Origin of the sequence: Streptomyces sp. NPDC005706 (genome assembly GCF_040631045.1) — a bacterium.
Lineage (GTDB): Bacteria > Actinomycetota > Actinomycetes > Streptomycetales > Streptomycetaceae > Streptomyces.
In genome coordinates, this window is the sequence record NZ_JBEXYS010000008.1 from 172,441 (window position 1) to 185,438 (window position 12,998).

Annotated in this window: 9 protein-coding genes; 2 read left to right on the forward strand and 7 right to left on the reverse strand. The window is 72.1% G+C overall.

Annotation, left to right across the window (positions count from 1 at the left end):
• Positions 1-56: 56 nt before the first annotated feature.
• From sbnA to ABZ478_RS17130, 5 genes are read right to left on the reverse strand one after another with little or no spacing between them, the layout of a single operon-like run.
• Entirely contained in the window at positions 57-1,094 is a 1,038-nt protein-coding gene (sbnA, locus tag ABZ478_RS17110) for a 2,3-diaminopropionate biosynthesis protein SbnA (protein WP_359549908.1), read from the reverse strand.
• 32 nt (positions 1,095-1,126) lie between these two features.
• Entirely contained in the window at positions 1,127-2,197 is a 1,071-nt protein-coding gene (gene sbnB, locus ABZ478_RS17115; protein ID WP_359549910.1) for a 2,3-diaminopropionate biosynthesis protein SbnB, read from the reverse strand.
• Positions 2,194-3,204, reverse strand: a complete 1,011-nt coding sequence (locus tag ABZ478_RS17120) for a TauD/TfdA family dioxygenase (RefSeq protein ID WP_359549913.1) — start codon at positions 3,202-3,204, stop codon at positions 2,194-2,196. The genes sbnB and ABZ478_RS17120 overlap by 4 nt, the downstream gene beginning before the upstream one ends.
• Positions 3,205-3,245: 41 nt before the next feature.
• Positions 3,246-6,509, reverse strand: a complete 3,264-nt coding sequence (locus ABZ478_RS17125) for an amino acid adenylation domain-containing protein (protein ID WP_359549915.1) — start codon at positions 6,507-6,509, stop codon at positions 3,246-3,248.
• Between the two features lie 13 nt (positions 6,510-6,522).
• Positions 6,523-9,117, reverse strand: coding sequence for a Pls/PosA family non-ribosomal peptide synthetase (locus ABZ478_RS17130; protein WP_359549918.1), 2,595 nt, complete (start codon positions 9,115-9,117; stop codon positions 6,523-6,525).
• 464 nt (positions 9,118-9,581) lie between these two features.
• Here ABZ478_RS17130 and ABZ478_RS17135 point away from each other — a divergent pair, with 464 nt between their 5' ends.
• Entirely contained in the window at positions 9,582-10,301 is a 720-nt protein-coding gene (locus ABZ478_RS17135) for an FAD binding domain-containing protein (RefSeq protein WP_359549920.1), read from the forward strand.
• A 15-nt stretch (positions 10,302-10,316) separates the two neighbouring features.
• Here the strand turns inward: ABZ478_RS17135 and ABZ478_RS17140 are convergent, their stop codons facing one another.
• Complete coding sequence (locus ABZ478_RS17140; protein WP_359549922.1) at positions 10,317-10,853, reverse strand: isochorismatase family cysteine hydrolase; 537 nt, start codon at positions 10,851-10,853, stop codon at positions 10,317-10,319.
• Between the two features lie 102 nt (positions 10,854-10,955).
• Here ABZ478_RS17140 and ABZ478_RS17145 point away from each other — a divergent pair, with 102 nt between their 5' ends.
• Positions 10,956-11,912: a hypothetical protein gene (locus ABZ478_RS17145; protein WP_359549925.1), complete on the forward strand. Its 957-nt coding sequence runs from the start codon at positions 10,956-10,958 to the stop codon at positions 11,910-11,912.
• 18 nt (positions 11,913-11,930) lie between these two features.
• Here the strand turns inward: ABZ478_RS17145 and ABZ478_RS17150 are convergent, their stop codons facing one another.
• Positions 11,931-12,740, reverse strand: a complete 810-nt coding sequence (locus tag ABZ478_RS17150) for an SGNH/GDSL hydrolase family protein (protein WP_359549928.1) — start codon at positions 12,738-12,740, stop codon at positions 11,931-11,933.
• Positions 12,741-12,998: the final 258 nt, after the last annotated feature.

Here is a 12,998-nt window from a genome sequence, read left to right on the forward strand (position 1 = left end):
ACGTTAATTCATCGTCTGATGAATACTGTACTCCTCGGCGGGGGCGTACGGGCGCCCTACCGCCTCCGGCGGCGCCCCGGCGAGCGGCCGGCGGAGTCCACCTCCCGGGAGGCGCCGTCCACCTGGACCGGTTCCTGGACCGAGTCCAGGATGTGCTCGCCGTACAGATCCTGCAGCCAGTTGGTCTGGTAGATGGTGTCGAGGTAGCGCTCGCCGAGGTCGGGCGCGATGGCCACCGCGGTGGTGCCACCGGTGTCGTGCTCGGCGAGCCAGTCGGTCGCCCCGCTGACCACCGTGCCGGTGGAACCGCCGAACAGGAAGCCGCGCCTGGCCATGCGGTGACAGGTGCGGATGGTGTCGGCCTCCTCCACCCGGATCACCTCGTCCACATAGGACTCGTCCAGCAGCGGCGGGCGCATGCTCATGCCCAGACCGGGGATCATCCGGCGGCCCGGCTCCCCGCCGAAGGCCACCGAGCCCACGCTGTCCACCGCGACGATCCGCACCGGGCGGTGCCACTGCCGGAAGAAGCGGGCACAGCCCATCAGGGTTCCGGTGGTGCCCGCGCCGACGAACAGCACGTCCAGGCGCGGGAAGTGGCTGGCGATCTCCGGACCGGTGGTCCGGTAGTGCGCCCGCCAGTTGCCCGCGTTGGTGTACTGGCTCAGCCACACGTACCGGTCGTCGGACTCGCACAGCGAGCGGACGTACTCCAGCCGGGTGCCGAGGAAGCCGCCGTTGGCGTCCAGGTCGGCCACCACGTGCACCTGACTGCCCAGGGCCTCCATCAGCAGCCTGGTCGACAGGTTGCAGCGGGCGTCCGTGACGCACAGGAACCGGTAACCCTTGCTCGCGGCGATCATGCTGAGCGCCACGCCCAGGTTCCCCGACGAGGACTCCACGAGGATGGAGTCCCGCTTCAGGACCCCGTCCCGCTCGGCGCTCTCCACCATCTCGTTCGCGGCCTTCAGCTTGATGGAGCCGGCGAAGTTGAAACCCTCGCATTTCAGGTAGAGGGGGCACCCGAAGATCGACTCCAGGTCGACGAAGAGGTTGCCTTCGTTGAAGGCGTTGGGGGAGGAAATGACGGGCACGGCGGGCCTCCTGGTCCCGGCTGAGGACGGCCTCAGCCGTACCGACGCAGGTCGTGGAAGAAGTCGTCGACGAGGCGGAGGTTCCCCGCCCGGGCCACTTCGTCGTAGACGTACTTTCCGACGGCGAGATCGAGCACGCCGAGACCGAAGGGCGAGAAGATCACCGGCTGGTCCGGCGGCGGCGCGGCCCGCCCCAGCATCACGTCGTTGAGGGTGCCGTTGAGGAAGTCACGGTCGCCGGTACGCTGTTCGACCAGGTGGGGGGAGGTGTCGGCCTTCAGGCAGTGCTCGACGTCGTCGACGAAGTTGGCCGCGCCGAGCAGGATCTCGGGGGCGAGGTCGCGCAGCGACACGTGCAGCACCACGGGGTTGTGGTCGAACCAGGCCGGGGACGTGACGTGCGGCCGGCCGGCGACGGTGGCGAAGACCACGAGGTCGCTGGAACGGACGAGCGCCTCGGCGCTGTCGTGGACGGTGACCCGCGCCGCGGTGCCGGTCCCGCGCAGATAGCCGCTGAAGCCGGCCGCGCTGTCGGGGGACACGTCGTGCACGCCGATCGAGTCGAACGCCCAGCCGGTGCCGGCCAGGAAGGTGTGGATGTACCGGGCGATCAGGCCGGTGCCGAAGAAACCCACGCGGGTCGGGCGGGCACGGGTGCGGCTCAGCCAGTCGGCCGCCAGCGCGGCGGAGGCCGCGGTCCTGGTGGCGCTGATGATGGAGCTCTCCATGCACGCGAACGGGTAGCCCGTGTCGTGGTCGTTGAGGATGAGCACCGCGGAGGCCCGGGGCAGCCCGGCGCTCACGTTCTCCGGGAAGCTGGAGATCCACTTCACGCCGTCCACGTGCACCGAGCCGCCGATGGAGGCCGGCAGCGCGATGATCCGGGAGGTGGGCCGGTCGGGGAAGCGCAGGAAGTACGACGGCGGGTTCACCGAGTCCCCGGCGCCGTGCAGCCGGTAGGTCGCCTCGACCAGCTCCACGAGCTGTTTCTCGCGGCCCCCGAGCGCCTGCTGCACCTGCTCGCCGGAGATCACCGCGAACGTCGGCACGGTGGCCGGGACGGGCGTGGCCGGCTGGGTCCCGGTCGACAGAAGATGGGTCATCGCTCACTCGCCTCCGGGGTCGGGCAGCCGTCGGCCAGGCGCCGCGGTTCGGCCATGCCGACCACCACCTGCCGCTCACCGGTGAAGGGCTCCCTGCTGTGCGCGGTGCGGATGTTGTCCACCAGCAGCAGGTCACCGGCCTGCCAGGGCTCGCGCCTGGTGTGCTTCTCGTACGTCGTGTTGAGCGACTGGACGACGTCCTCGCCGATCGGGGTGCCGTCGCCGTAGCGGGTGTTGAACGGCAGGCCGTCCGCGCCGTACTCGTCCACCAGGTACTCGCGCACCTCCGGGGCGAGGGTCCACTCGTTGAGGAACGCGATCTGGTTGAACCAGCAGCGCCTGCCGGTCAGCGGGTGCCGCACCACGGCGCTGCGGCGCTGCTGGGTGCGCAGCGAGCCGTCCGGCTGCCAGTGGAAGTCGATGGCGTGCGAACGGCAGTAGCGTTCGATCTCGTCGCGGTCCTCGGTGCCGAACGACTCCGCGAGCGAGGCCCCGATCTCGTCGTTGTAGCTGCGGGTCAGCAGCCAGCCCTCGCGCTCGAACCGTTCGGCCAGACCGGCGGGCAGCGCCCTGAGCACTTCTTCGGCGTCGGCCACGGCCGTCGCGCCGCCCTCTTCGGGCGCGGTCAGACACGCGAACAGCATCAGGCCTGGCACCTCCAGCGTGTAACTCAGCTCGTGGTGCATGCACATCGGCTGGTTGGCCGGCCAGGCCGTCGAGGAGTACAGCCCCGGACCGAGGGGCTCCCGGGGGGCGAACGCCTCCCGCTCCGTCATGAGGGCGCCGGCACCGGCCAGCTTCGCGAAGACGGCACCGGCCTCGTCCGCGTCCCGCAGTCGCAGGCCGCGGACCAGGAGGGCCCCGTGCTCGGTGACCCGCGCGCGCAGCGACTCGCGGTGCTCGGCCGCCCAGCTCGCCGCGTCACCGGGGGAGTCGACGCGCAGCAGGGCGGGACTGTCCGGCCGGGGCTCCACGTCGAGCGAGGTGGCCAGAGGTGAGGAGGACATCTCGGATTCCTTTCGTTGCCCGGCTGCGGGCTCGGCGAGGTTCAGGAAGGGGCCAGGGGCGCCACGGCGGTCAGGACGGCTCGGGCCGCCTCGTCCGGTCGCGTGCGCGGGAAGTAGTGACCGCCGTAGGGGAGTTCGTGCAGCTCCACGTGGCCGGCCAGCAGCAGCCAGTCCCGATGGCGGTCGGCGTGCCCGGCGGTGTGCGGGTCGTCGGCGGCGACGACCACGGTGACCGGGGCGGCCAGCCGCGCCGCCGGCGGGTTCCGCAGCGCGTCGCGGAAGTAGCGGTGCGCGGACACGCAGTCGTGCCGGTAGGCGGCACCGATGTGCCCGGCGTGCCGGTCGTTCAGCTCCGCGAGTTCGGTGTAGCCGCTGTCCGAGGTCAGCCGGGCGGCGATCTCGGCGTCGCTTCGGCCGGTCAGCTCCTCGGCGGCGGCCCGCCGCTCCTCGGCGGTGCCGAGCAGCTGCGCGCCGAGGAACACCCGGGTCACGTCCACCCCGCGCGCCTCGAGCCGTCTGGCCGTCTCCACGGCCGGCGCGGCGCCCGACGAGTGACCCCAGATCATGACCCGGGTCAGACCGCGCGCGGCGATCTCGTCGGAGACCCGCTCCGCCACCCGCGTGATCGGCGCGAACGGCTCGGGTCGGTCGGACAGGTCGTGGCCGGGCAGGTCGACCGCGAGGACCGGCAGGCCGCCGCCCGCCAGCGCACTCGCCATCGGCTGGTAGTTGACGGCGTTGCCGCCCGCGTAGGGGAAGCAGATCAGGGCGCACTCCGCGGTACCGGCCGCCCGCGACAGCGGCTGGAGCAGTTCGGTGCGCTGCCGGCCCGCGCCGTCGAGCAGGGCCGCGAGGTCGCCGAGGACCGGGTGCCGGGTGATGTCCTTCAAGGACACCGCGCGGTCGAGCGCGATGGTGAGCCGGACCGCCGTCAGAGAGGTGCCGCCGGAGTCGAAGAAGTGGTCCGTCCGGCCGATCCGGTGCTCGGGCACGCCGAGCAACTCGGCCCAGGCGGCCGCCAGTTTCCGCTCGGTCGGGGTGAGCGGGGCACCGTCCCGCTCCGCGGCGCCGTCGCCCGCCACGGGCTCCGGCGTCTGCTCGGCCAGCACGGTGAGCGCCTTGCGGTCGATCTTGCCGTTGGCGGTCAGCGGCAGTTCCGGCCGCACATGGAAGGCCGACGGAATCATGTAGCCGGGCAGCACGCCACCCAGCGACTCCCGCAGCGTCTCCACCGGCTGTCGCTCACCCGTGTAGTAGGCGATCAGGTGCTTGCTCCCGCCGCCCTGCTCGGCGACGACCACCGCGGCGTCCCGCACCCCGGGCACCCGCAGCAGCGTGTTCTCGATCTCGCCGATCTCGATCCGGAAGCCGCGGATCTTGACCTGGTTGTCCCGGCGGCCCAGGAACTCCAGCTTGCCGTCCGGGTGCCAGCGCCCCCAGTCACCGCCCAGGTAGAGCCGCTCACCCGGCCGGTACGGATCCTCGCGGTACGCCTCCCGGGTGCGCTCCGGGTCGTTGACGTACCCCCGGCCCACACAGACGCCGGAGAACGCGATCAGTCCCGGGGCGCCCATCGGCACCAGTGCCAGCCGTTCGTCCACGACGAGGACGCGGACGTTGCTGACCGCGCGGCCCAGCAGCACCCGCTCGGGCACCCGGTCCATGACCTCGTGGTTGGTGTCGTCCGAGGTCTCCGTCAGGCCGTAGGCGTTGACCAGCCCGATGTCCGGCCGGCCGGCGAACCACCGCTGGACCAGCTCCCGCTTCAGCGCCTCACCGGTCACCGACACACGGCGCAGATCGGGAAGGGCCCGGGGGTGCCGCTCCAGATACGCGACCACGACCTCCAGGTACGAGGGCACGACCTGTGCCACGGTGACCCGGCCTGCGGCCAGCGTGTCGACGAACCGCTCCACGTCCACGATCACGTCCTGCGGAACCAGCAGCGTCCGCCCGCCCACCAGCAGCGCGGACACCAGTTGCCACAGCGAGATGTCGAAGCACTGCGGAGCCGTCTGCGCCACCACCGAGCCCTCGCCGATCCCCAGGTCGTCGATCTTGGCGAAGAGGTGGTTGAGCATCCCGGCGTGCTCGCACATGGCTCCCTTCGGCTCGCCGGTGGAGCCGGAGGTGAAGTAGATGTAGGCGAGCTGTCCGGCGTCGACCCGCACCCCGGGGTCGTCGTCGGCGTGCGGCTCCGCGTAGGCCTCCTCGACCAGCAGCTTCGCGGTGTCCGTCAGCGTGGTGAGCGCCTCGTCGAGGGTGCCGGTGCTGCCGGACTCGGTCAGCACCAGCCGGCAGCCGGCCCGGGACAGGGTGGCCGCGATCCGGCCGGCGGGGAAGTGCGGCTCGATCGGCAGGTACACGCCCCCCGCCTTGAACACCGCCAGGGTCGCGGCCAGCCAGTCGAGGTCGCGCTCGGTGACCACGGCGACCACGTCCTCACGGCCGACCCCGCGGGCCAGCAGGGCGTGTGCCAGCCGGTTGGCGCGCGCGTTGAGCTCGCCGTAGGTCCACTCCCGGTCGCCCCGCACCGCGGCGACGGCCCGCGGATGCTCCCGCGCCCGCCGCTCGAACAGTTCGTGCGCCCGCGCGTCCGGCAGCGGCCGGTGCGGCCCGGCGAACCCTTCGAGCTGCTCACGCACCTCGTCGTCGCCCAGCAGGCTCTGCCGCGCGTGCTCGGCGTCCACGTCGGCCGCCATCAGCCGCAGCGCCGTCAGGTGGTAGCCGGCGATCCGCTCCGCGCAGGCGGCGTCCAGCACGTCCGTGCGGTACCGCAGCCGCAGCACCGGCCGCCCGCCCAGGCCGGACCAGCGCACCTGCAGCACACCCTCGTCGGCGAACCCGTCCCCGGCGTCCGGGGGCCCGAGCACGGCCTCGTACGACGGCTCGGCCAGGCCCAGTTCCCGGCGCAGTTCCGCCAACGGGAACTCCCGGTGCTCCCGTACCTCCGCCTCTGCCCGCCGGGCGGCGGACACCAGGTCCCGCCAGGATCCCGGGGGGACGGTGAGACGGCAGGGCAGCGGCTCTCCGCGCGCGCCGGCGGCGTACCCCGTCACCACGTCCTGCTCGCCGGAGAGGGCGGCCAGCACCTTGGCGTGCGCCGCCAGGAGCAGCGCCCCGGCCGGCGCCCCGCACCGCTCGGCGAGGCCGTGCACCGCCTCGGCGACGTCGTCCGGTACGGGTGCCTCGTGCTCCGCCGTGCCCGGCACCGGCTCCCGCACCCATCGCGGCACCGCGGTGGAACCGCCGGCCGTCAGCACCCGGCTCCAGAACTCCCGGTCCGCATCCACGCGCGTTCTCATCGAATGGCCTTCCTCAACTCACCGTCACCGAAGTGGCGCCGGCCGGGCACGGGGGTGCCGCCAGGTCGCCGTCACCGGGCCGGCCGGCGGCCTCGGGCATGTCCACGGCGGGGTTGCCGCCCCACCGGGCGTGCGGCGGGACCTCCTCGCCCTTCATCAGGAAGGAGTCGACCTCCAGAACCGCGCCGTCACCCACCGTTACGCCGTAGTGCACATGGGCGCCGACGCCCAGCGTGCAGCCGTCCCCGAGGGTGGTGCCCTCGGATTTGAAGGTGCCGTCCTCCTGCGAGTGGCACTGGATCTTGCTCCCGGCGTTCAGCGTGCAGTCGTCGCCGATGACGGTGAGGGTCCGCTCCGTCAGGTAGCAGCCGTCGTCGAACACCCGCCGCCCGATGCGCACGCCCATCAGGCGCCAGGCGAGGCTCTTGAAGGGGGTGCCATTGAAGATGTTGAGATGGCGGTCCGGAACCTTCCACAGGCGCTCGTGCCGCCAGAACAAGGGGTCGTAGATGGAGTACAGCTGGGGGCGCAGCCGGCGGAATCGCATGATCAGGCGTTCCACCAGGACGTGGTAGAGCGTGGTGAACAGCAGCGTGACCGCCAGGTAGAGGGCGATGACCGCCTGTCCGGCGGCGCCGTACAGGTCCACCGAGACGAGGGCGAACAGCGTGAGCCCGAAGGTGTGCACCCACCGGGCGAACAGCATCACGCCCATCGAGCGCAGGTTGTAGCGGTTCTTCGCCGCCAGCCGCCGGCGCAGTGTCTCGCCGGTCCTCAGGTCGTCGAACCGCGCGTCCCGCTCCACCGTCCGGGGAATCTCGAAGCACGGCGAACCGAGCAGTCCGACGCCTTCTCTGACCTCCCCGTCGAGGGGCACCATCACCTTCGTCGCCAGCAGGCAGTTCTCTCCCGTCCGGCCCCCGGCGGGGTACGCGATGTTGTTGCCCAGGAAGTTGCGCGCCCCGATCGACGCCCGGGAGAGCCGGAACGACGTGCTGGAGTAGTCCGCGTTCACCACGGAGAGCCCGTCGGCCACCATGGTGCCGCTGCCGACGGAGACCAGGAACGGCGTCTCGTGCTGCACCTCGGTGCCGAAGTTCGAGCCCGTCTGCTCGACGTGCGACAGGTCGTATCCGAGCCCGCGCAGATAGTGCACGATGTAGGAGCTGTCGCCGAACAGCCAGGCGAAGAACCTGATGTTCGTCATCCGGGCCGTCGCCCGGTGCACCGCGTAGTGGAATCCGTAGAGCGGGTACACCCGGTCGGGCCTGACCAGGAGATTCAGCAGGCGCGGCACGGTGTACAGCACCAGCAGCCCGCCCACCACGAAGCCGCCGAACAGGACGAGGGACACCAGCAGCGCGTCGGGGATCAGCTCGGCCCGCGACAGCGCCGCCGTCTGCGGGTCCAGCCGCTTGCCGAGCGCCGGGACCTCGGTGAACAGCATGTACATGCCGCCCACGGCCAGGGGGATGTACAGGAAGAAGAGCTGGGCCAGCGTCATGAACCCGAACCAGGCGCGGCGCACGGTCCCGCACGCGGCCGGCTCGACGCGTACGTAGTCGGTACCGCCGGGCTCGGCCGGGGAGCCGTGCCAGCGCTCGCCGTCCGGGACCGCCTGGCCGCGGTGCAGCGCCGAGGAGTGGCCGATCTGGGCGTCGTCGCCCATCGACGTATCGATGTCCAGGACGGTCTTCTCGCCGACGAACGCACCCCGGCCGAGGGTGATCCGGCCGGTCTGGATGTGCCCGGAGTGGGCCCGGTAGCCGAGGAGGAACGCGTCCTTGCGGATCACGGTTCCGGCGCCGATCGTCACCAGGTCGGTGCAGACCGGCATGGAGCGGGAGAGGATCGTGACCCCCTTGCCGATCCGTGCGCCCAGGGCCCGCAGGTACAGCACGTACAGCGGGTTCCCGACGAAGAGGATCATCGGGTTGGCGTGCAGCAGTACCTTCAGGAGCCAGAAGCGGAGGTAACGGGGGCCCCAGAGCGGGAACTCGTCCGGCTTCCAGCGGCCCACGAGCACCCACTTGGCGGCGACGGGGAACACGCACAGGGCGATGAACCCGACGCCGCCGAACAGCAGCGACCGCACATAGATGCCGGCCGCTCCCGAGCCGGCCGCGATCCACTGGTACCCGCGGTCCATGATGAACCCGGCGGCCAGGGAGTACGTCAGGAAAATCAGCAACTGGGAGAAACCGCACAGGAAATGGTTACGGCTGCTCGTGCGCGGTACCCGTTCCGGCGAAGCGGCCGGTGACACGGCGGCGGCAGTGGCGGGCGAGGCGGCCTCGGGAGCGGTTTCGGAGAGGGCCGCCGCCAGGCTCCGGATCGTGGGATAGCGGTAGATGTCCTTCATGGAAGGGGACGGCAGGTCTGCCCTCTTCCTGACCCGGGCGCAGAACTGGGCCATCACCAGGGAGTTGGCGCCGAGGTCGGTGAAGAAGTGCCCGTCCACCGGTACGTGCGGGGCGCCCACGACGTCGGCGAGCGCGACGGCGAGTTCCCTCTCGGTGTCCGCTCCCGCCGGACCCGCGTCGTTCCGACTGGTGATGGTGCCTTCGTCCGGTCCTGCTATCTGGACCTCGGAGGACTGTTCCACCATTCGATCTCCTGCAGGGCTTCAGGGACAGCCGACGGCGGAGCGCGGCCGGCCCGCGGTCCGAGAGGACCGGGATGCGGCCCGACCGGGCCGTCGGAGGTTCTTGGCGTGTCATTCCTGATCACGAACCGCCAGCTTCAGTTTCGGTCGATCACCGTGAGGCTGCCACTTCGCGGCCTTGGTCATGTTTATTACGAATGACCTGGATGCCGGGATTTCCCCGGTCCTCCGGCGGCCCGGGGCCGCGCAGGGGATCACCCGACCGGCGGTGCTCGGAGCGCCCGGCGAAGCCGTCCACGCCCGTCCGGCCGACCGCGCATGCTCGTGTGAGCCCTGTACGCGCCCCCGCGGGGTCGAGCAGACTCCGCCGTGCCGGAGCGCGGGACACCGGGACACCAGGGCACCGGGACACCGGAGGGCCGTCACGCCGGCTGCCCAGTCGCCCCCAGGAAGGCAGGTCGGCCACCGTGCTGCTGCGTCTGCCCACATCCGTGTCCGAAGCGCAGGAGTGCCTGGCCGAAGGGGCCGTACCGGTCGGCGGGGCCACCCTGGTGTGGGCCGCCTGGCAGCGGGACGGCTTCCCCGCGCGGGCCATGTCCCTGCGGGAACTGCCGGAGGCCAACGTGATCGGCCGGGAGGCGCTGGGCGCCGCCGTGGTCCTCGCCCGCCTGGACGACCGGGTGCCGGACGTGCTGCGCCGCGCCGCCGCCTCGGTGGGCACCGGAGCCGTACGCCGGACGGCCACGGTCGGCGGCAACCTGGTGGGCAGCACCCTGCGCTGTCTGCTCCCGCCCGCGCTCGTGCTCGGCGCCCGCGCCAGGGTGCTGTGCCCGGACGGCGTCCGCGAGACCGGCCTCGCGGACGCGGCGGCGGAGCGCGCGGTGCTGCTCGGCGTCCACTGGCGGGAGCCGGTCGCCGCCGCGTACCGCAAATTCCCCGGCGTGGACGGCGGCCCGCCGCCCCTGGTCGTCGCCTCGGCGCTGCACGACGGCGAGCGGGGCCCGCGCCTCCGCGTCGCCGTGCGGACCGGCTACGACGTGCTCGGCGAGGAAGTCCACGGCGGCGCCGGCGCCGAGGACACGCTCGGCCTGCTGCGTGCCACGTCCCTGGGCGGCCTGCCGCCGGTGGCCTGGGAAGCCGTCCGGGAGCAGGTGGTGGGCCTCCTGGACCGGCCGGAGGCGCGCTGAGCGGTACGCGCCGCGTCAGGCCCACAGCTCCCGGCTGTCGCACACCTGGGCCCCCATGTTCCGCTCCATCATGCGCAGTGCCGCCTCCGCCAGATCCGCGTGGATGTGCGCCACCGCGTCCCGGGGGATCACCACGTCGAAATGCCGGATGTGGGCGTCGAGGGACGAGTAGAGCACGCACTGCTCGGTGACCTGGCCGGACAGCACGAGCCGCTCGATTCCCTGCTGGTGGAGCAGGTACGTCAGCGGGGTGTCGAAGAAGATCGAGTGGCGGGCCTTCACCACGAACAGGGAGCTCCGGTCGGGCCGCAAGGGCTCGACGAGTTCGGTGTGCGGGCCGGCCAGCGCGTGCTCCAGCAGTTCGCCGTGGTGGGAGCGCCACTCGCCGAAGTTGTCGTTCACGTAGATCACCGGCACGTCCTTCCGCCGGGCCCGTTCCAGGAGGCCGGTCAGCACGGGAACGACGGAGGTCACCGAGGGCAGCAGCAGATCGGCGTCCTTGTGGTCATAGGTGTTGATCATGTCGATGACGATCAGCGCGGTCTTGCCCATAACGGCAGGGTTCCACTCCGCGGCGTCCGCCAACCGGTCGGTGACAGATAACGATCTCGGCGAACACCTTGCGTTATCCACCTGCCGTTCTAGCCTCCGGCCATGGCTTTTCTATCGCGTCGCCGCCGAGGGGCACGCCTGGCGCCGGAGCTCGGCGACCAGGACCTGGGCAGGCTGCTGAAGTCGCTGCTGGCGACCACGAGGACCGGAACGATCGCGACGACGGACCTGTGCGCCGCCCAGCTGTCCCGGCTCCTGGCCCAGGAGCCCGGCGACTGGGACCGCCGTACGCACCGCATGAGTGTGCTGGGCGGTTTCCTGGCCGGATCGCATCTGGCGCGGTCCTGGGCGGCGCGCGAGCCGCGCGACGCGAACGCACTCGTCCTGCACGCCTGGACCGAGGTCGCCCACGCCCGGACGCGGGGGAGCCTGGACGACGCGGCCGGCACCGTGGACCGCTGTCTGCGGGCCGCCGGACTCGCGCCGGAGGATCCCACCCCCTGGGTCGCCCTGCTGGCGGTGGCACGCGTGGAACGCTGGGCGCAGCCCCGGGTGTTCGGGGTGTGGAACGAGGTGCTCGCGCGCGACCGCTGGAACCGTGAGGCCTACTTGAGCATGCTGGGCTATCTGAGCCCGGAGGAGGCCGGATCACGCATCCAGGTGCTGGAGTTCGTGGACACCCTGCGGGCCCGAATGCCCGCGAACGCCCCCTGCGCGGGGACGGAACTCACCGCGCAGGTACAGCAGTACCAGGCCGTGCTCGACCGGGGCGGGTTCGAGGCGCTGGTGGCGCGCAACCACTGGTCCCAGGCGATGGCGGCCCAGGCCCTCGACCGGGTCGTCGACACCTGGGTGCGGCCGGGGTTCCTGAGCCATGCCGCGGCCCCGGCCGATCTCAACGTCCTCGCCTACGCGTTGCTGGCCGCCGACCGGCGGGTGGCGGCCCGTGCGGTCTTCGAGCTGCTCGACGGCACCGTCACCGCCTGGCCCTGGCAGGCCGGCGGTGATCCGGTGCAGGAGTTCGAGCAGGCGCGGCGCAAGGCGACGGCCGGTATGTGACCGGCACCGGCCGCCGTCTCAGAGGGCGCCGGTGAGCAGGGGGAGATAGCCGAGGGAGTGGCCGGCCGCCGTCGGGTGGTAGGACTCGCCGAGATCCAGCCAGTCGACGCTGTGCAGCCAGGGTTCGGCCGAGCAGATCCCGTGCCCGTCGAAGACGGTCCGTACGTCGACGAAGGTGAAGCCGTGGGCGGCGGCGCGCGCGGCGAGCACCTGGTTGAGGTGGTCCGAGGCCTCGTTGAGCGCGGACCGCTCGGTGTCCGGCAGGCCGCCCGAGCAACTGCCGTGCAACTGGTACAGGCGCGGATAGCCGAGCACGACGACGCGGGCGGCGGGCGCCTTGTCGCGGATGGCCGAGTAGAGACGGTCGAGGTCGCCCGGCAGCGTCTCGTCGGTGGCGGAGCGGGCCTTGGCCACGGCGGACAGGCACGTGCCGCTGCCGCCCAGCACGCAGGCCGCCATCACGCTGGTGAAGCCCGCGTCCCGGCCGCCCGCCGTGATGGTGACCAGACCGGTGCGCGGGCCGAGCGGGCCGAGTTGCTTGTTCAGCACGTCGCCGGTCCTGGCGCCGTCGCAGGCGGTGAAGCTGAACGACGAGGGGGAGTGGGCCGCGGCCCACAGGGCCGGGAAGGACAGGCTGCTGCGCAGGCAGCGCGGCGCGGCGGTGAGGTAGCTGCCGGCTCCGACCCCCGCCGAGTAGGAGTCACCGAGGGCCACGTAGCCCGTGGCCGCGATGCCTGGTGCCGCCGCCGTGGCCGCGGGACCGGCGAGGGTGCAGGCGGCCGCGAGGAGCAGGGCGGCCGCCCAGGGCGCTGTTCGGGACTTTCTCATGACTCTCCTCTATCCCGCCCCGGCCGGCCCCGCCCGCCCTGGACGCCCGTGCGGACCGGTCGAGTTGACGGATGCCGCCGCGCGTGGCGGGTCCGGGGACGCCCCGTGAGGGCAGGAGCGCGGGCCGGACGCGGGCACCGCGGTGACGTGCCGTCCCCCGGCGGAGTTCACCCGATGAGCCGTCACCCGCCCGGCGGCGTACCGGCCGCCGCTTACATCGTTGAGTTGCCCCCTGCATTGGCATGGACCTGACCACGA